This window comes from Microbacterium istanbulense, from assembly GCF_037204145.1.
GTDB classification, from domain to species: Bacteria; Actinomycetota; Actinomycetes; order Actinomycetales; family Microbacteriaceae; genus Microbacterium; species Microbacterium istanbulense.
The window spans coordinates 144,146-165,954 of record NZ_JBBDGN010000001.1 but is presented as its reverse complement, the minus strand read 5'-3'; the positions used below and the strand labels follow the sequence as shown (position 1 = coordinate 165,954).

The window sequence follows — 21,809 nt, the reverse complement described above, 5'->3', positions numbered from 1 at the left end:
CATCCTGGCACTGAGCGGGGGCGGATGGGGTCAGCCGGCGAAGAACGCGCGGGCGACGCGGGAGAGATCGTGCAGGTCGCTCACCCCGGCGAGCTCACGGGCCGAGTGCATCGACAGGATCGGGATGCCGACGTCGACCGTGCGGATGCCCAGGCGCGTTGCCGTGATGGGGCCGATGGTCGAGCCGCAGGGCACGGCGTTGTTCGACACGAACTCCTGCGAGCCGACGCCCGCAGATTCGCACCAGGCCGACCAGGCGGCCGCGCCGACGGCATCCGTCGCGTAGCGCTGGTTGGCGTTGATCTTCAGGATCGGGCCCGAGCCGAGCAGCGGCTGCACGACCGGGTCGTGCTTGTAGGCGTAGTTCGGGTGCACCGAGTGGCCGACGTCGCTCGAGAGGCACCAGGATGCCGCGTAGGCCTGGCGGCGCTGCGCGCCGTCGGCACCGAGCGACTCGTAGATGCGCTCGAGCACGTCTTCGAGGATGGGGCCGGCCGCGCCCGAGCGCGAGTTCGAGCCGAGCTCTTCGTGGTCGAACGCGGCGAGCATCGGGATGACGGGCAGCGCTGACGAGGCCGCCTCGATCAACGCCACCACGCCCGCGTGCACCGAGGCGAGGTCATCGAGCCGGCCGGATGCGAAGAACGCGTCATCCTTGCCGAAGACGGCTCCACGGGCGGTGTCAGCGACGACGACGTCATAGCCCCGGATCTCGGCGGGGTCGACGTCGGCGGTGGCGGCGAGCTCGGCGAGGATGTTCTCCTCGGTCGGGTCGCCGACGCCCCACACCGGCTGGGTATCGGTCTGCTTGTCGAGCGTGAGCCCATTGTTGGCCGTCCGGTCAAGGTGGATGGCCAGCTGAGGCAGGCGCAGCATCGGTCCAGTCGCCGCGAGTACGACCCGGCCGTCGGCGAGGGCCAGGCGCCCGGCCAGTTGCAGCTCGCGGTCGAGCCACGAGTTCAGCAGCGGCCCGCCGTACACCTCCACTGCGGCCTGCAGCCAGCCCTTCGAGCCGGTCGTCGGCTGCGGCTTGAGCTTGAATCCGGGGGAGTCGGTGTGTGCGCCCAGTACGTGCACGGGCGTCGTGGCGGTGGCATCCGCCGGCACCACCCAGCCGATCGCGGCGCCGTCACGGACGATCACGAAGCGGCCACCGGGCTGCGGCGGCCAGGCGTCGTCCTCGGCCAGGCGGATGAATCCGGCATCCTCGAGCCGGCGCGCGACCTCTTCGGCGGCGTGGTAGCTCGACGGCGAGGCGGCGACGAAATCGGCGAGGTCTTCGGCGTGCGCGAGGGCGGCGGGAGTGACAGGCATGTCTTCGATCGTATCGAGCGCACACGAAAGCCCCGACGGTCGCCGGGGCTTTCACGTGGCTCAGAGCTTGAGGGGCAGGATCTCGATCTTGCTGTTCGTCCCCGGCTCCGGCGGGATGACGACGACGTACTCGCTCTTGCCTCTGGCCAGAGCGATGATCAGCTCGCCGGGGAGAGTGGGCGTGAGGCGGGCCGCAGAGACGCCCTGAATCACGCCGGCCTTGACGGCCGCTCGGGCGGCTGCCTTCTTCGCCTTCTTGTCGAGGGCGGCGTTCTCGGAGGCGTACTGGAACGCGGCAGCATCAAACGCCTCGTCGGGCATGCTCGGGTGCGAGAGCAGCACCGTGTCTGCCTGCTGGTTGCCGCTCTTCACGCGCAGGCCGGTGAAACGCTGACGGGCGACCCAGCCACGCTGCTGGAAAGCCTCGAACCGCTTGCGACCAGTCTTGCCACGGGTGGAGAGGTGAACGATGAGGGCGATCACGGCCAGCGGCAGCGCGACCAGCGGTGCATAGACGGCGAAGAAGCGGAACGCCTCGCTGCGGCCGGCCCGGTAGCCCTCGAACTGCACGGCGTCGGGGTCGAGGAAATAGCGACCCATCAGGTACCAGTCCCAGTCGGTGGCGGAGCCGAGCTGGAAGAGGTTGACGCCGATGGCGAGCACCGTGATGAGAATCAACGACCAGAACAGACCGATGGGCGCGCTTCGCACATCCAGGGCTTTCGAGAATCCTTCGGGAGTAGTCAGCTGCTGTTGGACGGTGGCGAAAGTCATGCAGAAGAGCATATAGATGCCGGTGGACGATTCTGCGCGCGTAGAACCGGTATATCGGGGATGTGACGCCGACGCTGATCGCACATGCCGTTCGCGCATCGCTGTGCGGGGCGAGGTGTGGATCGCTGGGCGGGCGCCGAGGCTGACCGAGTATTGGAATATTGCTGTGAGCTGGGGTATTCGGGGTTCGAATGTCGGTGGCCCTCGGTTGAATGGGGGTATGAACAGCATCGTTGCCGCACTCGAGGAGGTCGCTGCGGGCCTGGCCGCGGTGATCGATGGCGCGGTGCGGTCTGATGCGTTGACGATGACCGATGATGCCGCGCTGGGTGATGTGCTGCGGGCAGGCGGTGAGGTGAAGCGGCTGGTCGAGGCGCTGCTGATCGAGAGTGTCGCGGAGGTCGAGGCGCGGTCGGCGGGGTTACGGGATGAGCGGTTCACGACCCGGCAGGGATGCCGGAGCACGAACGAGCTGGTGCAGCGGAGCGTGGGGGTGGATGCCCCCAGTGGTGCCCGGTTGGTGAAGGCCGCGAAGGCGGTGCGGCGGCACGTGGACACCTGCACCGGGGCGCCGCTGCCTGCGCGGTGGCCGCTGCTGCGGGAGGCGCTGCTGGACGGGGCGATGGGACTGGACGGCATCCTTGCCGCGACGGGGCCGGTGGAGCAGGCGGGCCCGCGGATCGGCGACGCCGACCGGTTGCGCGCGGATGCGGAACTCGCCACCCACGCCTACGGTGGCGACCTGTCCGGCGATCTGTCCGGCGGCGGTGTCACATCGGGTGGTGGCCCGGGGGCGACGGCGGAAGATCTCCGCATCCTGTCCCACGTGATCGTGACCTACCTCGACCCCGATGGTGCCGAGCCCGCGCACGAGCGGGCCCTGCGGCGCCGGTCGGTGACGTTCGGAGCGACGAAAGACGGGGTGATCCCGGTGCGGGCGGCGTTGCTGCCCGAGGTCGCAGGGCAACTGCGGCGCCTGTTCGACGCGTACCTGTCCCCGCACGTCGACGGGCCGCCCGCACCGGGCGTGCGCTTCACGCCCGACGAGTCCGACAGCGGCGAACTCGACCCTGAGGGTGACGGGTTCGATACGGAATGGGAGGGGCTTGTGCCCCTCGATAGCCGCACCCGAGAGCAGAAGCAGCATGATGCGCTCGCGGCGATCCTCACCCTCGCCGCCGGGCATGATGAGACGCCCAGCCTGGGTGGTGCGGCACCGACACTGGTGGTGTCGGTGACCGCCGACGACTTCGCATCCGGGACCGGCTGGGCTCACGTCGACGGTGTGGACGAACCCGTCCCGGTGAGCGTGGCCAACCACACCGCGTGCGCCGGTGGCATCCAACGGGTGCTGTTCGACGAGGCGGGCCGGATCGTCGCGATCGGCACCAGTGGGCGCCTGTTCACCGCCCACCAGCGCCGCGCGATCACCCAACGCGACCGCGAATGCCTGATCCCCGGATGCCACGTGCCCGCGACCTGGTGCGAGATCCACCACGTCACCGACCACGCCCGCGGCGGACCCACCCACACCGACAACGGCGTCGCCCTGTGCTGGTTCCACCACCACACCATCGACACCAGCGAATGGGACATCCGCATGACAGCCGGCGTCCCCGAAATCCGCGGCCCCGCCTGGTGGGACCCCCAACGCCGCTGGCGCAGGCCCCGCTCCGTCTGCAGTGCACTTGCGCCGCCCGGGTAGCGTCCGCGTCGTGTCCTGCCGCACTCGCACGCCAGGCGCCGACCGGGCGTAGCCTCAGAGCATGAGCGAACTCCGTGACCTGCTCGGCATCCGGCATCCGATCATCCTTGGGCCCTTCGGCGGGCTGTCCTCGGTCGAGCTCACCGCGGCGGTCAGCGACGCCGGCGGGCTGGGCTCGTATGGGCTGTACGGCTACGACGGTGCGCGCATCCACGAGACCGTGACCGCGCTGCGCGCCGCGACCGGATCGCCCTTCGCGCTGAACGTCTGGCTCCCCACGGGCGACGAGGTCACCCCCGACGACCGATTCGAGGACTACGCCGCCGCCCTCGATCCGTTCTTCGCCGACGTCGGCATCGCCCGTCCGGCGCGTCCTGCGCGATACCTGCCCCCTCTCGCTGAGCAGCTCGACGCCATCTGGGAGGCGGCGCCGGCCGTGCTCAGCGTGGTCTTTGGTGCACCGTCGAGAGAACTCGTGTGGCAGGCGCACTCACGCGGCATCCGTGTCGTCGGCACCGCCACCACCGTCGCCGAGGCGCTGGCGCTGCAACGCAGCGGCGTCGACGCGATCGTCGCGACGGGCGCCGAAGCGGCTGGGCATCGGGTGTCGTTCCTCCGCGCCGCCGAAGACTCGCTCGTCGGACTCTTCTCTTTGCTGCCGCAGGTGGCCGACGCCGTCGACGTGCCGGTGATCGCCGCCGGCGGCATCGCTGACCGACGCGGAGTCGCTGCGGCCTTCGCGCTGGGCGCCTCGGGGGTGCAGGTGGGCACCGCGTTCCTCGCGACGAGCGAGTCTGCGGCCACCGCAGCGCATCGTGCCGCGATCCGCTCGACCGGCGCCGACCAGAGCGTGCTCACCCGGGCAATGAGCGGCCGTCTCGCCCGCGGGGCGCGCAACCGGGCGGTACGCGAGATCGAGGCGTCCGGAGCGATCGCGCCGTTCCCGGCACAGAACTGGCTGACCGGACAGTTCCGGGCAGCGGCAGGCCAGCAGGGCAAGGGCGCCCTGCAGTCGCTGTGGCTCGGGCAGTCCGCGCCGCTCGCGCAGGGCGAGACGGCCGCCGAGGTCTTCGCCGAGCTCGTTTCCGGCGTGCCCGCCTAGAGGATGACGGTCGAGCGGCCGTGCACGATCACCCGGTCCTCGGCGTGCCACTGCACGGCCCGCGCCAGCACCAGACGCTCCACGTCGGCGCCGCGGCTCTGCAGCTCGGCGGCCGAGTCGGCGTGGTTCACGCGCGTCACGTCCTGCTCGATGATCGGCCCCTCATCGAGGTCGGCCGTGGCGTAGTGCGCGGTCGCGCCGATGAGCTTCACGCCCCGCTCCTTCGCCCGCGCATACGGGTTCGCGCCGATGAACGCCGGCAGGAACGAGTGGTGAATATTGATCACCGGGGCGCCGATGCGCTCGATGAAGTCATCGGTGAGGATCTGCATGTACCGGGCCAACACCACAAGATCGACATTTCCCTGCAGCAGCTCGAGCTGGCGGCGCTCCATCTCGGCCTTGTCGCCGGCGGGGATGTGCACGAAGGGCACACCGAACGAGCGCACGGCCTCTGCAAGATCGGGGTGGTTCGAGACGACCATGGTGATGTCGATGTCGAGCTGCCCTCGTTGCGTGCGCCACAGCAGCTCCATCAGGCAGTGGTCGTACTTCGACACGAAGATCGCCACACGCTTGCGTCGGGAGACATCGTGCAGCGACCAATCCATGCCGAATCGCTCGGCGACCTCACCGATCGAGGCCTCGAGCGCGGGGCGGCGGGCGGCCAGACCATCGAGGTGGATCACCGTGCGCTGGAAGAAGCGCCCGTCCTCGGCATCCGTCGAGTGCTGGTCGAGCGAGATGATGTTCGCCCCATGCTCGGCGAGCACGCCGGCGACGGCGGCGACGATACCGGGCTGGTCGTCGCACGCGATGAGAAGGCGGGCGGTGTCGGGCTGAGACATGGATGCTCCTCGCAAGGTCTGGGGATGATTCTGCCCGCAAAGCGCCGCGCGGGCGAATTGCGGGCCGCGTGTGACGCGCTCGCTACCCTGAGATCGTGAAACCGGAAGACTCCGCGCTGGTCATCATCCCGCTGCTTGCGGTGCTCGCGCCGCTGCTCGCCCGCGCCGTGCGTCCGGCCATCCGCGTGCCGATCGTCGTGTTCGAGCTCGTGCTCGGCATCGTCTTCGGCCCCGCGCTGCTGGGCTGGGTCGCCCCCAGCGACATGCTCGAGAAGCTGGCCGACCTGGGCCTCGCGCTCCTCTTCTTCATGGCTGGCTCCGAGATCGACTATCGCGCGATCTCGGGAAAGCCGCTCGCGCGAGCGTCGATCGGCTGGATCCTCTCGGTGGTTCTCGGCGTCGGCGTCGGTTTCCTCATCGCGCCCACCGACGGGATGATCGTCGTCGGCATCGCGCTGAGCTCGACGGCCCTCGGCACCCTCATGCCGATCCTGCGGGATGCGAAAGAACTCGACACCCCCTTCGGCAAGGCGGTCACGCTCGTCGGTGCCGTCGGTGAGTTCCTGCCGCTGATCGCGATCTCGATCTTCCTCAGCACGCGCACCACCACGGTCGCCACGATCGTGCTGCTCACCTTCGTCGTGCTCGCCGGCGCCATCGTGCTGTTCGCTCGTCGGGTGCCGCACGGCAGGCTGCACGCCTTCGTGCGCGCCACGCTGCACACCTCCGCGCAGTTCGGCGTGCGCTTCGTGCTGCTGCTCATCGCGGCCCTGGTGGGGTTGAGCGTCATGCTCGACCTCGACATGCTGCTCGGCGCGTTCGTCGCCGGTGCCGTGTGGCGGATCATCATGGCCCAGGCGCCCGAGAAGGATGCGGCCGCGGTCGAGAGCAAGATCGAGGCGATCGCGTTCGGATTCCTCGTGCCGATCTTCTTCATCTACACCGGTGTCACCTTCGACCTGCAGGCGCTGCTCGCCTCGCCGCGGGCGCTCGTGCTTGTCCCCCTGCTGTTGCTCGCGCTGCTCGTCATCCGCGGAACGACCGCGCAGTTCTCCGCCCCACCCGGATCGAACACCCGCGACCGCACCGCGCTCGGACTGCTGGCAGCCACGGGCTTGCCGATCATCGTCGCTGTCACGGGCATCGGCGTCGACGAGAAGCTCCTCGATTCGGCCACCGCTGCGGCGCTGGTCGGTGCGGGAATGCTGTCGGTGCTGCTGTTCCCCCTGATCGGCATGACCGTGCGAGGCGAGCGCAGGCAGGTCTCCGGCCGTCGGCCGGCTGACGCCCTGCCGCCGGGGGAGCTGTGACGACCGCATCCGCTCTGTTCGACACCGCACGCGGCGAGCTCGCCGACGTGCCGAAGGAGGGCCTGGGGCAGTACAAGCGCAGCCGGTGGCGGGGCGAGCGCATCGTGCGGGTCGGCGCAGCCTGGTACATCGGGGTGCTGCTCATCGCCGACGACGCGGTGTTCTCTGTGGGCGAGGTGCTGCGCGCCGGCGACCCCGGGCGACGGGGGTACACGGCCGAGTCGGCCAGGCAGCGGGCGGCGCTACGGCTGATGGCCGTGCGTGGCGGCTTCGGCGAAGGTGAGGTCGTACACCTCGGCTGGCAGACGATCGACGTCGACGCGGTGGATGCCGGGGGAGCATCCGGTCCTCTCGCGCTGCGCGACGGCGTCGTGTCGGTGCGGTGGGCGCCGGGGGGTGGCTTTCAGCCGCTGGCCGGGTATCTGCGGGAACGGATCGATCTGCTCCGCCCCTGACAGCTCAGCGCGCCGAGATGATGTTCTCGGCGAAACGCCGCAGCAGGTCGGTGCCGGAGACGGATGCGGCCAGCACCCGCTCGGCGGTGAGGTCGTACTCGTGCGGGTCGAAGTAACCGGTGGTGCGGTAATACGCCATGCGGTCGACGAAGTCCTGCGGGGTCACCTCGGGGTGGAACTGCGTGGCGTACAGGCGGTCGCCGACCCGGTACGCCTGCACGGGGCAGTCATCGTTCGTCGCCAGCAGCACGCTGCCGGGCGGCGGCTCGTTCGACCCCTCCTTGTGCGCGGTGAGCACCGAGATTGCCGGGGCCGACGGCCCGAACACGGGGTCGGTCGCTGCGGCGGCGGTGATGCGCACCGAGGTGGGCCTGGTCGACTCGGGCGTGGCCGTGCCGACGGTGCCGCCGAGCATCCGGGTGACGACGCCGATCCCGTAGCACGTGAAGAAGACGGGCAGGCCGCCGTCGATCGCCTCGGCCGCCACCGCTTCGAGATTCTCTTCCACACGGTGCTGCAGGGCACTGCTCTCGTCGACGACCACGTTGAAGGGTGATCCGCCCACGACGACCCCGTCGTATCGGTCGCCGAGTGCGCCCGTCAGTGGGGCGTCGAGCAGATCGAGCCGGTCGAGCTGTGGCACGCCGAGCGCCCGCCGGAACGACCGGTGCTCGGCCTCAGCCGCGCCCTGCTCCGGCCTCACGCACACGTAGAGGAGAGAGACCACTCAGGAATCCTACAGTCGGCCGCGGGAATACTCTCCGACCCCTGTCGTTGAAGTTGAGTGAAGCACACTCAACTTTTCAGGAGGACCCAGTGCCCAACGACTTCAGCGACAACGGCGCGAACTCGTTCGACGAGTTCCTCGCCCGCTATCTCGCGGGTGAGCAGGCACGCGAGGCGCGTTCCGTCGACCTCAGCCGCTTCCTCACCGCCCGTACCCAGAAGATCCTGCAGCGCGCCGGCCGGTTCGCGCTCGAGCGCGGTCAGACCGATCTCGACGCCCTGCACGTGTTGCGCAAGATCGTCGAGGACGACACGGTCGCGCAGGCGATCCGCCGCATCGGCGTGAGCCCGCAGCAGATCATCGACGCGGTCGAAGCCCGGCTGCCGCTGCCCAGCGAGCCCGCCGGTGACGGCGCAGCTACGATCACCCCGAGCGCGAGCCGCGCGCTCTTCCACGCCTACCAGGTGGCGCGCTCGTCGGGCGCGACCTATATCGAGCCGGAGCACGTGTTCTTCGCGCTCGTGCTCGGACAGGACGTGCCCGCCGGGCAGATCCTCGCCCGGGCGGGCGTGACCGCCGAGGCGCTCACGCAGGGCCTGCGCGAGCAGGTCGGTGCGCCGGTGGGCGACTCCGCCGCCACCGAGGAGCCGGCGAACCCGGCATCCGAGACGCCGATGCTCGACACCTACGGACTCGACCTCACCGCCCGCGCTCGCGCAGGCGAGCTCGACCCGGTGATCGGCCGCACCGACGAGATTGAGCAGACCATCGAGGTGCTCAGTCGTCGCACGAAGAACAACCCCGTGCTGATCGGCGAGGCCGGCGTCGGCAAGACCGCGATCGTCGACGGCATCGCGCAGGCGATCGTCGACGGCACCGTTCCCGCGCAGCTCGAGGGACGTCGCGTGATCGCCCTCGACATGCCGGGCATGCTCGCCGGCACCCGCTACCGCGGCGACTTCGAGGAGCGCCTCACCAAGACGATGGACGAGATCGCCGCGCACAAGGGCGAGGTCATCGTGTTCATCGACGAGGTGCACACCGTGGTCGGCGCCGGCGGATCCGGCGACGGCAGCATGGATGCCGGCAACATCCTCAAGCCGCGCCTCGCGCGCGGTGACCTGCACCTCATCGGCGCGACCACCCTCAAGGAGTACCGCCAGATCGAGAAGGATCCCGCGCTGGAGCGTCGGTTCCAGCCCGTGAAGGTCGACGAGCCGTCGCAGGACGACGCCGTGCGCATCCTCGACGGTCTCAAGGATGCCTATGAGGCGCACCACCACGTCACCTACACCGATGCCGCGCTGCGCGCCGCCGTCGTGATGAGCGCGCGGTATCTGCCCGACCGGGTGCTGCCCGACAAGGCGATCGACCTGATCGATCAGGCCGGCGCCCGCCTGCGCCTCAAGCTCGGCGTCCCTGCCGACACCTCGGCGCTGATGGCGGAGCTCGCCGACATCGAGGCGCGCAAGAACGCGGCCGTCGCCGCCGAACGGTACGAGGAGGCCTCCGCGCTGCGCGACGACCTCGCCGCGATCCAGCAGCGGATCGACGCCGCCACGGCCGATGAGGCCGCGACGCGGGCATCCGGCGTGATCGACGAGCGGGAGATCGCCGAGGTGATCGCCCGAGCGACCGGCATCCCCGCCTCGCGCCTCACGGAGAGCGAGCGCGAGCGTCTGGCCGACCTCGAGGCGGATCTGCACGCCCGCGTGATCGGACAGGACGACGCCGTCACCGCGGTGGCCCGCGCCGTCCGGCGCAGCCGCACCGGCATGGGCGATGCCCGCCGGCCGGTGGGCTCGTTCCTGTTCCTCGGCCCGACCGGCGTCGGCAAGACCGAGCTCGCGAAGTCTCTCGCCGACCGACTGTTCGACGACGAAAACGCCGTCATCCGCTTCGACATGAGCGAGTTCGGCGAGCGGCACACGGTGTCGCGGCTCGTCGGTGCCCCTCCCGGCTACGTCGGGTATGACGAGGCCGGACAGCTCACCGAGCGGGTGCGGCGCAACCCGTACTCGATCGTGCTGTTCGATGAGATCGAGAAGGCTCACCCCGATGTGTTCAACCTGCTGCTGCAGGTGCTCGACGACGGACGCCTCACCGACGGTCAGGGTCGCACCGTCGACTTCCGCAACACGGTCATCGTGATGACCTCGAACATCGGCTCGGAGTTCCTGGCCTCGCGGTCGGGTGCGCTCGGGTTCGTGTCATCGCAGGATGCGTCGGCGAACGGCTTCGCTTCGATGAAGGATCTGCGCGATCGTGTCATGGGCAAGCTGCGCGAGGCCATGCGTCCGGAGTTCCTGAACCGCATCGACGAGATCGTGCTGTTCCAGAAGCTCAGCCGCGACGAGATCGCGCGGATCGTGCGGCTCATGCTCGGGGCGACGTCGGCACGACTGGCCGAGCGCGAGATCGCCGTCGAGGTGACGGATGCCGCGGTGGCCTGGCTCGGCGAGCACGGGTATGAGCCCGAGTTCGGTGCCCGGCCGCTGCGCCGCCTGATCCAGCGCGAGGTAGATGACCGCATCGCCGACCTGCTGGTGGCCGGTGCGCTGGTCGACGGCGGGACGGTACGGGTGGATGCCGCTGGCGACGACCTGACCGTCACCGCCGGGGCGCTCGCCGCCGCTGCCTGACCCATCCGGTCCCTGAGCGAGCGCAGCGAGACGAAGGGTCTGAGCGCCCTTCGTCTCGTCGCTGCGCTCCTCGCTCAGGAACCGCGCAGCGAGTTCCCGGTCCCTGAGCGAGCGCAGCGAGACGAAGGGCCCTCCCTCACCGCGAGGAGTTCTCGCGGCGCCCACGCACGATCCCCACGAACGATTCGACGTCGGGGGTCGTGCGTTCGCGCATCCAGGCCAGGGCGACCGTCGAGGTGGGGCCGTCCGTGAGAACCCGGTAGTCGGCATCCTTACGTCGGTGCACTCGCGCGAGTGACATCGGCACCACGAGGATGCCGACACCGGAGGCGACGGTGGCCACGGCATCCTCCGTGGTCGCCACGGGCGGGAAGTTCGGCGCGACGGTCGGCACGGCGAGCGGGCCGAGCACGTCGTCGAGCGGCGTCAGCAGCACCTCGCCATCGAGGTCGGCGGCGGTGAGCTCTTCGGCCGCCATGAGATGCGACTCTGCCGACGCGACCACCACAGGCAGCTCGTCGTAGAGCCGGATCACGTGCAGGTCGGACTCCCGCGCGATCGGCAGGCGCACGAGTGCGGCATCCACCTCTTCCAGCGTCTGGCGCTGGGTGGCGACGTCGAGCGGGACGAGCTCGAGAGTGACGTGCGGCATCCGACGGTGCCAGATATCGATCCACTTGCCCGGGGTCGCACCGGGGATCACTCCGAGTCGGAAGGTGCGCGGCGTCAGGTCTTCTGCCGGTGCGGAAGGCGCGGGCTTCGCCGACGGCTTCTTCGGCCGGTTCGCGGTCGATGACTGCTTCTTGGGCGTGGCGCGCGGCGCGTGCGATCCGCGTTTGCCGCGCGAGGGACGACCGCTCTGCTTCACCACCCGTTCAGCGTAGCGGCCGGAAACACGAGAACCCCCTGCCGCCCGGAGGCGTGCAGGGGGTTCCTTTGTCCAAGGCTCAGGCGGCCAACCACAGACCCTTGCGGTCGGTGGTGATGGAGAGTCCGGCGGCGACGGTCTCGTCGTCGCCGATGCGTGCGCCCCGCGCGATGCGGGCGCCTGCGCCGATCTCGGTGCGGACGCCGATGTGCGCGCCGTCACCGACGGCGGCTCCCTGACCGATGTGCGCGTGCGCATCGATGTGCGCGTTGTCGCCGATCACGGCATCCGAGTCCACCCAGGCGCCGCGCGCGACCTGCGCGCCTGCGCCTACGCGTGCTCCGGGTTCGACATAGGCGCCGGCTTCGATGTGCGCTCTCGGGTGCACCTTCGCGCCGTGCGCGACGAGCCCGCGACCGTTGGCGTGCTTGCGGTAGCGCAACGTGCCGCCCTGGTCGTCGTCGATGTCGATGTAATTCTTGCCCACGATTCCTCCCGTGTCCGGGGTCTTCCGGATATAGGAACAACCACGGCCCTGCGTGATTCATTCCCGAACGCGGATGCGCTCAGCGTTGGCAGTTCGGGCACCAGAAAGTCACCCGTTCGCGGGTGGGGTCGGCGCCGAGTTCTCCGTGCTCGATGAGGGCGCCGCAGCGCAGGCAGGGCCGTCCGGCGCGGCCGTACACCCAGTCCGTGCGGCCGCGTCTGGCATCCCCGGTGAAGGTGCGGTCGGCGCGGTCGCGGTTGGCGCGGATGGTGCGCGCGCCGAGGGAGAGCAGCGCAGGCACGTCGACCTGGGCGGCAGGCGTCTCGGGCAGCACGCCGCGCAGGAACAGCAGTTCAGCCGCGTATTCGTTACCGAAACCGGCGACGTTGCGTTGGTCGAGCAGGGCGACGTGGATGCTGCGCAGATCGGCGGCGACGCGGCGCGCGGCCTCGTCGGCATCCCAGGTGTCGGACAGTGGATCGGGGCCGAGATGCCCCACGAGCGCGGACTCGTCGCGTGTCGCGACCACCTGTACTTCGGCGATGTCGATGCCCACCGCCTCCGCCCGCGCCGTGCCGACCACGGCCCGGGTCTTGAACGCCGGGTGCCGCCACTTCTCACCGGGACGGTAGATGCGCCAGGAGCCATCCATGCGCAGATGAGAATGCAGGGTGTGCTCGCCGACGCGCATGAGCAGGTGCTTGCCGACCGGCACCACCTCCTGCACGGTGCTGCCGGTGAGATCGACCGTCGCCGCGCGAGGGACGCGCAGGTCGAAGCGCGTGACGACCTGTCCGCGGAGCGCCTCATCCAGGCGCCGAGCGGTGCGGAAGACGGTGTCTCCCTCAGGCACCCGACACCTCGCCCCGCGGCGATGGGGGAGCGGCCACGGCGCGGGCGGGGCGCTCGAGCAGGTCACGTGCGAGCATCGTGCCGCCGGCGACCGCAGTCGGCATCACGAAGACCGCGCCCAGGGGCACCATGAAGCACAGCTGCGTCGCCGCCCCGAAACCGAGCAGGCGCGACCGGTTGGCGGCGAACAGCAGGGACCGATCGTGACTGGTGATGTCGCGCGCATTGAGGGCGCGGCCGGTGATCTCACGGGCGACCAGGCGGCCGGTGAGCAGGATGCTGGTGACTGCGGCGACGGCCGCGCCGACCACCGGGATGAACCCCAGGACAAGGGCCAGTAGCGCCACGAGCGCGCCGAGCACGATCAGCCGCACGCTCTCCGCGAAGGCGACGCGGAGGCTGCCGTCACCCTCGGGCACCTGTCCGCCGAGGTCACGCTCGACGGCCCGCCAGATGCGCTGGTAGAACGGGTCACCGATGAGCAGCGTCAGCGCGGTGAACACCACGCTGACGAGCACGATGGCGGCGATACCTGCGATCACGCCCAGCGCTGATCGCAGGGTGCGGGCCCAGAACGGATCCCAGCCGTCGGCGAAGGGCGTCGCCCAGGTGGTGAGTGACCCGAGCGAGAGGAAGAAGGGGATGAGCGCGGCGCCGAGCAGCACCAGCGCAATGAGCGCCGGCACCAGGCCCTGGGCCATGAGGCCCGGTCGGCGGCGCCAATAGCCGACGCCGCGTCCGAGGAATCGGATGCCGGTGATGAACTCGCGGATCATCCTCAGACCCCCTTGCGCAGGGTGTAGCCACGGGGCGTCGCGACGAAGCCGGCCTTCTGCAGGGCCAGGGCGAACGGGGTGCCGTAGACGCTCTCGCCGTTGATCTTCTCGACCGTCAACGTCTCGAGCTTGCGGCTGCGGGCCGTGGCTGCCAGGTCAGCCGTGGCAGCCTGCAACACCTCGGGGTCATCGTCGAAGGCGAGCACGGTGCGTCCACCGCGTTCGAGGTACAGCACGAGGGCGCCGTCGACCAGCACGACCAGGCCACCGGCCTTGCGACCGGGGCGGTGCGAGACGGCGTCGAGGCGCGGCCAGGCGAGAGCAGCACCGTAGGGGTTCGCGGGATCGGTGGCGGCCAGCGTGATCGCGCGCCGGGGCGGAGGATCGGCGAGCCCCGCGAAGGTGCGCAGGCGATCGACCGTCGTGGATGCCGCAAACTGCGCGGCCCCGAGCCGCTCGATCACATAGCCCCGGCGGCAGTGGCCGGCTTCTTCGAACCCGGCGAGCACGCGGTAGGCCTGTGCGAAGCCGCCCGGCACCCCCTCAGCCTGGACGGCGCCGCGGGTGACGACGCCGTACCTGTCGAGCAGCAGCCCCGCGGTCACTGTGGCGCGCCGGGCGGCATCCGGATCGGTCTCGGGGAGCACCGCCCACCGGCCTCCGGCCAGGTTCGTCGAGGCCGGGCGCGAGGCCGGGCGCGCGAGTGAGACGCCGCGGTAGGTGCGCGCGCGCGGAGCGCGTCGCGTGGTCTTGTGCGCCTGCGAACCGCCCGCGAGCAGGGCGCGAACGGGGGCGAAGGTGTCGTTGGTGATGTGCCCCTGCCAGGTGAGCGCCCACAGGGCATCCAGCACGGACTGCTCGTTCTCGGCATCCGTCATCGCCCGCAGCGCCCCCGCGAAAGAGGCACCACTCAGGCGCAGCACGTCGAGTACCTTCTCGTCCAGCGAGCCGGGAGCGGGCGGCTCCTCGGGTACCGGGAGGGTGAACGGGGCGAGGTCGGCAGGGTGCAGCGACACCCAGCCGTCACGCCCTGGCAGCGTGCCGTGCCCGGCCCAGACGACCTCGCCGGCGGCGGTGAGCTCGTCGAGCATCGCCGGGGTGTAGTCGCGCACCCGGCTCGGCAGCACGAGGGATTCCCAGGCGCTGGCCGGGATGGGCACCCCCGCGAACTGTTCGATGACGCTGAGCACCCCGTCGACGCCTTCGAGGGGGCGGGTGAGGTGCTGCCAGTCGGGCAGGAAGCGGGCGTACGCCTGCGGGCTGACCGGCTCGACGCTGCCGCGGATCGCCGCGAGCGAGCGCATGCGCAGTCGGCGCAGCACCTCGCTGTCGCACCACTCCTGCTCACCGCCCGGTGCGGCATCGGCGGCGGGAAGGAAGAAGCCGCTGGCGAGCCGGCCCGACGATTCGAGGCGCTGCAAGGTGTGCCGGGCGACGGCCGCGCCGAGTCCGAAACGGTCGGCGACCGCGTCGGTGGTGAAGGGGCCGTGGGTGCGGGCGTGGCGTGAGACGAGGTCGCCGACGGGGTCGGCCACCGGTTCGAGGAAGGCGACGGGGATGCCGGTGGGCAGCGCCACGCCGAGGGCATCGCGCAGGCGCCCGGCATCTTCGATCGCCGCGAAGCGGGCATGGCCGGCGATGGTGACGGGGATCGCCCTGCGGGCCGTGACGAGTTCGGCGAGGAGGGCGGCGGCGTCTTCGCGGGTCGCGGCGGGCCCTTCGACAGGCTCAGGGACCGATGCTCGGGGCGAATCGGGCCCTTCGACAGGCTCAGGGACCGATGCTCGGGTCGCTGAGCCGCCCCCTTCTTGGGTCGCTGAGCTTGTCGAAGCGCCCAACCGCATCGCGACTTCGGCGGCATCCAGCGGGCCCAGCATCCGCAACAGATCGGCGACGCCTTCGATTCCTCGTGCGCGCCGCTGCGGGTCGATGCGCTGCACCTCGCGCTCGAACTGGGCGATCACATCGGGGTCGAGCAGCTCTCGCATCTCGACGGTGCCCAGCAATTCGCCGAGCAGCGAGGGGTCGACCGAGAGCGCGGCGGCCCGTCGCTCTGCCAGGGGCGAGTCGCCCTCGTACATGAACGCGCCGACGTATCCGAACAGCAGATCGCGGGCGTAGGGCGAGGGCTGGGCGGGTTCGGTCTCGACAAGACGGATGCGGCGCTCTGCGATGTCGGTGATCAGCCGGCGCAGCGAGGGCAGGTCGTAGACATCCTGCAGCACCTCGCGGAGCGTCTCGAGGATGATCGGGAACGTCGGATGCCGCCGCGCCACCTCGAGCAGCTGCGCCGATCGCTGCCGCTGCTGCCACAGCGGAGTTCGACGATTGGGGTTGGTGCGCGGCATGAGCAGCGCTCGGGCGGCGCTCTCTCGGAAGCGTGAGGCGAACAGCGCAGACCCGCCGACCTCGGCCGTGACGATCTGTTCGAGCTCGTCGGCGTCGAACACGAACAGATCAGCGCCGGGCGGTTCGGCATCCGCATCCGGAATGCGCACGATGATGCCGTCGTCACTCGCGACGGCGGATCCCTCCACGCCGAGGCGCTCGCGCACGCGGGCGTTGAGCGCGAGTGCCCACGGCGCGTGCACCTTCATGCCGTACGGGGAATGCAGGATGACCCGCCAGTCGCCGACCTCGTCATGGCCGCGTTCGACGGTGAGGGTGCGGTCGGTCGGCAGGGTGCCGGTCGCCTCGCGCTGTTCGCTGAGGTAGCCGATGAGGTTGTCGCGGGCGCGCTCGTCGAGCCCGGCGTCGATCAGTCGCTGCTGCGCCTTCGCCGGCTCTGCGGTCGACACCTCGCGCGAGAAGCGGCCCAGGGCCTCGCCCAGTTCGAAGGGCCTGCCGATGCCGTCGCCGTGCCAGAACGGCACCTTGCCCGGCTGCCCGTACGCGGGCAGCACGTTCACCCGATCATGGGTGATCTCGGCGATGCGCCAACTGGTCGTGCCGAGGGTGAACACGTCGCCCACGCGCGACTCGTACACCATCTCTTCGTCAAGCTCCCCGACGCGGGCGCCGGTGGACTCGCCGGCGACGAACACGCCGAACAGCCCCCGGTCGGGAATCGTGCCGCCGCTGGTCACGGCGATGCGCTGCGCGCCGGGGCGACCGGTCAGGGTTCCGGCGTCGCGATCCCACACCAGGCGGGGGCGCAGCTCGGCGAACTCGTCGGACGGGTACTTGCCGGCGAGCAGATCGAGGGTGGCCTCGTAGGCGGAGCGCGGCAGATTCTGGAACGGGGCGCTGCGGCGGACGGTCTCGTACCAGTCCTCGACCGACAACGGTTCGAGGGCGCTCGCCGCGACGGTCTGCTGGGCGAGGATGTCGAGCGGGTTGCGCGGCACCGCGATCGCTTCGATCTGGCCGGCCAGCATCCGTTCGGTGACGATCGCGGTGTGCAGCACGTCGCCGCGGTGTTTGGGGAACAACGCGGCACGACTGATCTCACCCACCTGGTGCCCCGCACGCCCGACGCGCTGCAGTCCGGATGCCGCCGACGGGGGCGCCTCGACCTGGATCACCAGGTCGACCGCGCCCATGTCGATGCCGAGCTCGAGGCTGCTGGTGGCGACCACGCAGCGCAGCACACCGCTTTTGAGTTCCTCCTCGACGAGGGCCCGCTGCTCCTTCGATACCGAGCCGTGATGCGCTTTGGCGAGCACGGGTTCGGCGCCGGCGGTCTGCCCCGCCTGCGCCATCATCGCCGCCGGCGGTGCGGAGGCGACCTTCGGGATGCTGGGTCCCTGAGCCCGTCGAAGGGCGCGCTCGGAGTAGATCTCATTCAGCCGTCCGGTGAGTCGCTCGGCCAACCGGCGCGAGTTCGCGAACACGATCGTCGACCGGTTCTCCAGCACCTTGTCGACGATCGCCTCTTCGACGTGCGGCCACACCGAGCCGGTGACCTCGGTGTACTCGGCATCCGCGGCATCCGAGGGGTTCGGCGACCCGGGAGGTGGCGGAGGATTGCGCATATCGTCCATAGGCACGACGACGCCGAGCTCGAAGGTCTTCACCGCGCGCGGCGCGACGATGTCGACGGGAGCCGAGCCGCCGAGGAACCGGGCGACCTCGTCGATCGGGCGCACCGTCGCCGACAGGCCGATGCGCTGCGCCGGATGCTCTGCACCGTGCGCTGCGCGCAGGGCATCGAGACGTTCGAGACTGACCGCGAGGTGCGCACCGCGCTTGGTCGCCGCCACCGCATGCACCTCGTCGATGATCACCGTGTGCACGTCACGCAGCGTCTCGCCCGCGCGGCTGGTGAGCATGAGATAGAGCGACTCGGGAGTGGTGATGAGGATGTCGGGTGGGTTGCTGACGAGCTTGCGGCGGTCGCTGGAGGTCGTGTCGCCGGAGCGGACGCCCACCGTCACCTCCGGGGCCGGCGTGCCCAGCCGCCTGGCCGACTGCCCGATGCCCACCAGGGGGGAGCGCAGATTGCGTTCGACGTCGACACCGAGCGCCTTGAGCGGTGAGATGTAGAGGATGCGGGTGCGCGAGCGGTCGTCATCGGCATCCTGCGTCATGCGTTCCCGGAAGACGCTGTCGATCGCCCACAGGAACGCCGACAGCGTCTTGCCCGAACCGGTCGGGGCCACCACGAGTGCGTTGCGCCCACCCGAAATCGCCTCCCACGCTCCCTTTTGCGCATCGGTGGGCGCGTCGAACGCCCCGCGAAACCAATCCTGGGTGGCGGGGGTGAAGCGGTCGAGCACGTCGCTCATCCCTCCATCATGCGGCAGGCCGCCGACATCGGGGCGATAGGGTGAGGCCATCAGACGGGTGTGGGCGAAAGAGGCGCACAGATGGCCGCAGCACAGGGGATCGAACCGGCGTTGCCGGAACTGCCGGGCACGCGGCGGCTGCGCGCGACGCCCGCCGACATCGACCGGATGCGATCGTCGCTGTTCCTCACCGAGGGGCAGGACTCGAACCGCAAGCTGTCGAAGTTCTGGGTGCTCATCGTGCTCTCCGCGATCATCGCCAGCGCCGGCGTCATTGCCGACTCCACGGCCACGGTGATCGGGGCCATGATCGTCGCTCCCCTGATGACGCCGATCTTGGGTACGGCGCTGTCGGTGGTGCTGTCGGTGCGGCGACTGATCATCCTCAACATCGGTCTCGTGCTCGCCGGGGCCGTGATCGTGATCGCGATCGGCTACCTCCTCGGCCTCACCGCCCCGACTCCGCTCACCGCCGAGAGCAGTTCGCAGATCGCCTCCCGGATCAGCCCGCGACTCATCGACCTCGTCGCCGCGCTCGCCACGGGTGTCGTGGGCGCGTTCGCCACCGTGCGGGCCGACATCTCCGACACGCTTCCCGGCGTCGCGATCGCGATCTCCCTGGTGCCGCCGCTCGCCGTCGTCGGCCTGACCCTCGAATCCGATCAGCTCGATGAGGCGATGGGCGCGCTGCTGCTGTTCGGCACGAACGTCAGCGCGATCATCGCCACCGGCACGATCATCTTCCTCATCTACCGGGTGCGCTCGGCCGCGGCCGAGCTCGGCATGCGACTGGGGCAGTTCAAGGTGAAGACGGTCGCGGTGGTCGTCGGTGCCGTGCTCGTGCTCACCGTGCCGCTCGCCCTCGGCAGCACCGCGGTCGTGCAGCGCGAACTCACCGTCTCGCGCGCCCAGCAGCCGGCGACCGAATGGGCCGAGGCGCAGGGCTGGCAGATCACCGACATCAGCTACCGGCAGGGGATGCTGCGCATCGTCGCGCTCGGCCCGCCGCCCGAGATCCTCGAGACGGGCCTGCGGGAGCGCCTGGATGCCGCCGGTCTGAAGGATGTCGACGTGCGGGTCACCCTCGTCTTCGGCGGCAGCCAGGACATCCCGGCCTCAGGCTGACGAGAGCGGCAGCTCGGTCAGCCGACCGTCTGCGTCGAGCTCGAGGCGGAGGTCGAGCCCCAGGCGGTCGAGGAACGCATCGTCATGGCTGACGATGAGCACCGCTCCACGGTACGCGCGCAGCGCCTCGACGAGGTGATCGACCGTGTCGAGATCAAGGTTGTTGGTCGGCTCGTCGAGCACCACGAGGTGAGGTGCGGGATCGGCGAGCAGCAGCGCCGCCAGCGCGACACGGAACCGCTCGCCGCCCGAGAGGGAGACGATCGGACGATCCATGGTGGCGCCGCGGATGAGGAATCGCGCCAGCCGGTTGCGCAGTTCCTTGTCGGGAACGTGCGGGGCGGACGCCTGCACGTTGGCGACGACCGATGCCTGCTCGTCGAGCCCATCGACGCGCTGCGCGAGGTACCCGATGCGGTCGGTGTGCGCCTCGGCGTGCAGGTCGTCGCGGGGTGGAGCGGCCTCGGGCTCGGCGACCAACCTGCGCAGCAGCGTCGTCTTGCCGACGCCGTTGCCGCCCACCAGCACCACCCGCTCGGGGCCCTGGATCACCCAGGAGCGCTCGCCGTCGCCGATCGTCGCGATCCGCCGTGCCCGGGAGACGTCGGGATCAGGCAGCTCGATCTTCATCGTCGCGTCATCGCGCACCCGGCGGCCGGCGTCATCGAGCGCCTGGCGCGCCGCATCCTCCTTCGCGCCGACCTCCGTACGCAGTCGCCCGGCCGAGACCTCGGCGGCCATCCTGCGCCCATGAGCGACGATCTTCGGCACGCGCTTCTCGGCCTCCGCCTTCTTCGCGGTGCGCGCGCGATGCGCGAGCTTCGTCTCGGCCTCGATGCGCTGACGCTTCTCCTTGCGGAGTGCCTGCGCGGCATCCCGTTCCGCCGCTCTGGCGGCATCCTGCTCTCCCTCCAACCACGTGCGCCACGCGCTGTACGGGCCGCCGAACGTGCTGAGCGACCCACCGTAGAGCTCGGCGGTGTCGTCCATGAGGTCGAGCATCGCGACGTCATGGCTGACGACGATCAACGTTCCCCGCCAGGAGCGCACGAGGTCGTACAGGCGCGCCCGCGCATGACGGTCGAGATTGTTGGTGGGTTCGTCGAGCAGGGTGATCGGGGCGCCCTGCAGTCGGATGCCGGCGATCGCCACCAGCACCGCCTCGCCGCCCGAGAGCTCACCGACCGTGCGGTCGAGGAACGCCGGGTCGAGACCGGCTTCGGCGAGGGCGGCCTCGGCGCGCGCCTCGATGTCCCAGTCGTCGCCGACCGCGTCGAAATGGGAGGGATCGACGTCGCCGGCCGTGATGGCCCGCACGGCATCGAGCGCGGCGGCGACGCCGAGCAGCTCGGCCACCCGGGTGTGGGTGTCGAGGGTCAGGCGCTGAGGCAGGTACGCCACGTCGCCGGTGGTGGTGATCGTTCCGGTCGTCGGAGTGAACTGCCGGGCGATCAGGCGCAGCAGGGTCGACTTGCCGGCGCCGTTGCGGCCGACGAGGCCCGTGCGGCCGGTGCCGAACGCGCCGGAGATCTGATCGAGGGCGACCGAGCCGTCGGGCCAGGTGAAGCCGAGACGGTCGAGGACGACAGCGGAGTGGGGTGAAGAGAATGACATGAGCGGCTCCCGAGGGGTGCGGGTGCGCTGAAACCGGTGGTCGCATGCCGTCGGAGGACGGGGGACCGGATGCCGAGGGGCGGTGTCGCCGGGCAGGAAGGATCGTCGGATCAGCGCGTGGACAGAACGCGGAGACGACGATTCAGATCAAGGGACTTCCCAACACGGCGGACAAGACCCCACGACGATAGCCGCCCCGCCTGCCCTTGCGCAACCCGGGCGTGTCGCGGCCCCGGTGCGGGCGCAGCCCGCCGTGAGGGGGAGGGCCACTCCGCCCCGTGGGGGATGTGGTTGCCGCACTCGCGGCCGTAGCGTCAGGGCATGAACGAGACGCAGAGGAAGAGGCGCATCGTGTCGAACATGGGTCTGGGCGCCGCCCTCGGCATCGCCGCCGGACTCGCCCTCCACAACTGGGTGATCGGCGTGGTGGTCGGCCTGGTGTTCGGCCTGGTCGTGTTCGCCGGCGCGCGGCGGCGGGAGTGA

Annotated in this window: 17 protein-coding genes; 7 read left to right on the top strand and 10 right to left on the bottom strand. The window is 70.4% G+C overall.

The genetic code is table 11. The features are described 5' to 3' along the window. Nucleotides 1-30: 30 nt before the first annotated feature. Complete coding sequence (locus WDU93_RS00850; protein ID WP_337316397.1) at nt 31-1,314, bottom strand: M18 family aminopeptidase; 1,284 nt, start codon at nt 1,312-1,314, stop codon at nt 31-33. Between the two features lie 60 nt (nt 1,315-1,374). Further along, complete coding sequence (locus tag WDU93_RS00845; protein ID WP_337316395.1) at nt 1,375-2,088, bottom strand: hypothetical protein; 714 nt, start codon at nt 2,086-2,088, stop codon at nt 1,375-1,377. A gap of 220 nt (nt 2,089-2,308) precedes the next feature. Here WDU93_RS00845 and WDU93_RS00840 point away from each other — a divergent pair, with 220 nt between their 5' ends. Together WDU93_RS00840 and WDU93_RS00835 are read left to right on the top strand one after the other, a co-directional pair. Beyond that, nucleotides 2,309-3,793 (top strand): HNH endonuclease signature motif containing protein, encoded by a 1,485-nt coding sequence (locus WDU93_RS00840; RefSeq protein ID WP_337316393.1) that lies wholly within the window; start codon nt 2,309-2,311, stop codon nt 3,791-3,793. Nucleotides 3,794-3,854: 61 nt separating this feature from the next. Then, on the top strand, nt 3,855-4,895 hold the full coding sequence (locus WDU93_RS00835; protein ID WP_337316391.1) for an NAD(P)H-dependent flavin oxidoreductase: 1,041 nt from the start codon (nt 3,855-3,857) through the stop codon (nt 4,893-4,895). Here WDU93_RS00835 and purU read toward each other — a convergent pair. Next, nucleotides 4,892-5,743 carry a formyltetrahydrofolate deformylase gene (gene purU / locus WDU93_RS00830; RefSeq protein ID WP_337316389.1) on the bottom strand — a complete coding sequence of 284 codons (852 nt, stop codon included), beginning with the start codon at nt 5,741-5,743 and terminating at the stop codon, nt 4,892-4,894. The genes WDU93_RS00835 and purU overlap by 4 nt on opposite strands. A gap of 95 nt (nt 5,744-5,838) precedes the next feature. Here purU and WDU93_RS00825 point away from each other — a divergent pair, with 95 nt between their 5' ends. Both WDU93_RS00825 and WDU93_RS00820 read left to right on the top strand, forming a co-directional pair. Beyond that, nucleotides 5,839-7,053: a cation:proton antiporter gene (locus WDU93_RS00825; protein ID WP_337316387.1), complete on the top strand. Its 1,215-nt coding sequence runs from the start codon at nt 5,839-5,841 to the stop codon at nt 7,051-7,053. Next, nucleotides 7,050-7,508 carry a glutaminase gene (locus WDU93_RS00820; RefSeq protein ID WP_337316384.1) on the top strand — a complete coding sequence of 153 codons (459 nt, stop codon included), beginning with the start codon at nt 7,050-7,052 and terminating at the stop codon, nt 7,506-7,508. Before WDU93_RS00825 ends, WDU93_RS00820 begins: the two co-directional genes overlap by 4 nt. Nucleotides 7,509-7,512: 4 nt before the next feature. Here WDU93_RS00820 and WDU93_RS00815 read toward each other — a convergent pair whose 3' ends face one another. Beyond that, on the bottom strand, nt 7,513-8,235 hold the full coding sequence (locus WDU93_RS00815) for a glutamine amidotransferase-related protein (protein ID WP_337316382.1): 723 nt from the start codon (nt 8,233-8,235) through the stop codon (nt 7,513-7,515). 89 nt (nt 8,236-8,324) lie between these two features. On the opposite strand from WDU93_RS00815, the gene WDU93_RS00810 reads away from it, so the two are divergent. Then, nucleotides 8,325-10,877, top strand: coding sequence for an ATP-dependent Clp protease ATP-binding subunit (locus WDU93_RS00810; protein ID WP_337316380.1), 2,553 nt, complete (start codon nt 8,325-8,327; stop codon nt 10,875-10,877). Between the two features lie 136 nt (nt 10,878-11,013). Here WDU93_RS00810 and WDU93_RS00805 read toward each other — a convergent pair whose 3' ends face one another. The 5 genes from WDU93_RS00805 to WDU93_RS00785 form a co-directional block, all read right to left on the bottom strand. Continuing rightward, a complete protein-coding gene (locus tag WDU93_RS00805; protein WP_337316378.1) occupies nt 11,014-11,748 on the bottom strand; it encodes a LysR substrate-binding domain-containing protein in 735 nt (244 codons plus the stop codon). A gap of 76 nt (nt 11,749-11,824) precedes the next feature. After that, complete coding sequence (locus tag WDU93_RS00800) at nt 11,825-12,232, bottom strand: DapH/DapD/GlmU-related protein (protein WP_337316377.1); 408 nt, start codon at nt 12,230-12,232, stop codon at nt 11,825-11,827. A gap of 79 nt (nt 12,233-12,311) precedes the next feature. Beyond that, complete coding sequence (locus WDU93_RS00795; RefSeq protein ID WP_337316375.1) at nt 12,312-13,085, bottom strand: DNA-formamidopyrimidine glycosylase family protein; 774 nt, start codon at nt 13,083-13,085, stop codon at nt 12,312-12,314. Continuing rightward, entirely contained in the window at nt 13,078-13,860 is a 783-nt protein-coding gene (locus WDU93_RS00790; RefSeq protein ID WP_337316373.1) for an EI24 domain-containing protein, read from the bottom strand. Before WDU93_RS00790 ends, WDU93_RS00795 begins: the two co-directional genes overlap by 8 nt. A gap of 2 nt (nt 13,861-13,862) precedes the next feature. Next, nucleotides 13,863-18,587, bottom strand: a complete 4,725-nt coding sequence (locus WDU93_RS00785; protein WP_337317263.1) for an Lhr family ATP-dependent helicase — start codon at nt 18,585-18,587, stop codon at nt 13,863-13,865. Nucleotides 18,588-18,668: 81 nt separating this feature from the next. On the opposite strand from WDU93_RS00785, the gene WDU93_RS00780 reads away from it, so the two are divergent. Next, the gene (locus tag WDU93_RS00780; RefSeq protein ID WP_337316371.1) at nt 18,669-19,712 is read left to right on the top strand and encodes a DUF389 domain-containing protein; all 1,044 of its coding nucleotides are present in this window, start codon (nt 18,669-18,671) and stop codon (nt 19,710-19,712) included. Here WDU93_RS00780 and WDU93_RS00775 read toward each other — a convergent pair. Next, nucleotides 19,704-21,326 (bottom strand): ATP-binding cassette domain-containing protein, encoded by a 1,623-nt coding sequence (locus WDU93_RS00775; protein ID WP_337316369.1) that lies wholly within the window; start codon nt 21,324-21,326, stop codon nt 19,704-19,706. The genes WDU93_RS00780 and WDU93_RS00775 overlap by 9 nt on opposite strands. A gap of 321 nt (nt 21,327-21,647) precedes the next feature. Here WDU93_RS00775 and WDU93_RS00770 point away from each other — a divergent pair, with 321 nt between their 5' ends. After that, on the top strand, nt 21,648-21,809 hold the full coding sequence (locus tag WDU93_RS00770; protein ID WP_337316367.1) for a hypothetical protein: 162 nt from the start codon (nt 21,648-21,650) through the stop codon (nt 21,807-21,809).

Bases quoted from the DNA above. Each gene is read 5' to 3' on its own strand.
- WDU93_RS00775 (WP_337316369.1), bottom strand. From the start codon at position 21,326: ATGTCATTCTCTTCACCCCACTCCGCTGTCGTCCTCGACCGTCTCGGC.
- WDU93_RS00840 (WP_337316393.1), top strand. From the start codon at position 2,309: ATGAACAGCATCGTTGCCGCACTCGAGGAGGTCGCTGCGGGCCTGGCC.
- WDU93_RS00835 (WP_337316391.1), top strand. From the start codon at position 3,855: ATGAGCGAACTCCGTGACCTGCTCGGCATCCGGCATCCGATCATCCTT.
- WDU93_RS00770 (WP_337316367.1), top strand. From the start codon at position 21,648: ATGAACGAGACGCAGAGGAAGAGGCGCATCGTGTCGAACATGGGTCTG.
- WDU93_RS00845 (WP_337316395.1), bottom strand. From the start codon at position 2,088: ATGACTTTCGCCACCGTCCAACAGCAGCTGACTACTCCCGAAGGATTC.
- WDU93_RS00785 (WP_337317263.1), bottom strand. From the start codon at position 18,587: ATGAGCGACGTGCTCGACCGCTTCACCCCCGCCACCCAGGATTGGTTT.
- WDU93_RS00850 (WP_337316397.1), bottom strand. From the start codon at position 1,314: ATGCCTGTCACTCCCGCCGCCCTCGCGCACGCCGAAGACCTCGCCGAT.
- WDU93_RS00780 (WP_337316371.1), top strand. From the start codon at position 18,669: ATGGCCGCAGCACAGGGGATCGAACCGGCGTTGCCGGAACTGCCGGGC.
- purU (WP_337316389.1), bottom strand. From the start codon at position 5,743: ATGTCTCAGCCCGACACCGCCCGCCTTCTCATCGCGTGCGACGACCAG.
- WDU93_RS00790 (WP_337316373.1), bottom strand. From the start codon at position 13,860: ATGATCCGCGAGTTCATCACCGGCATCCGATTCCTCGGACGCGGCGTC.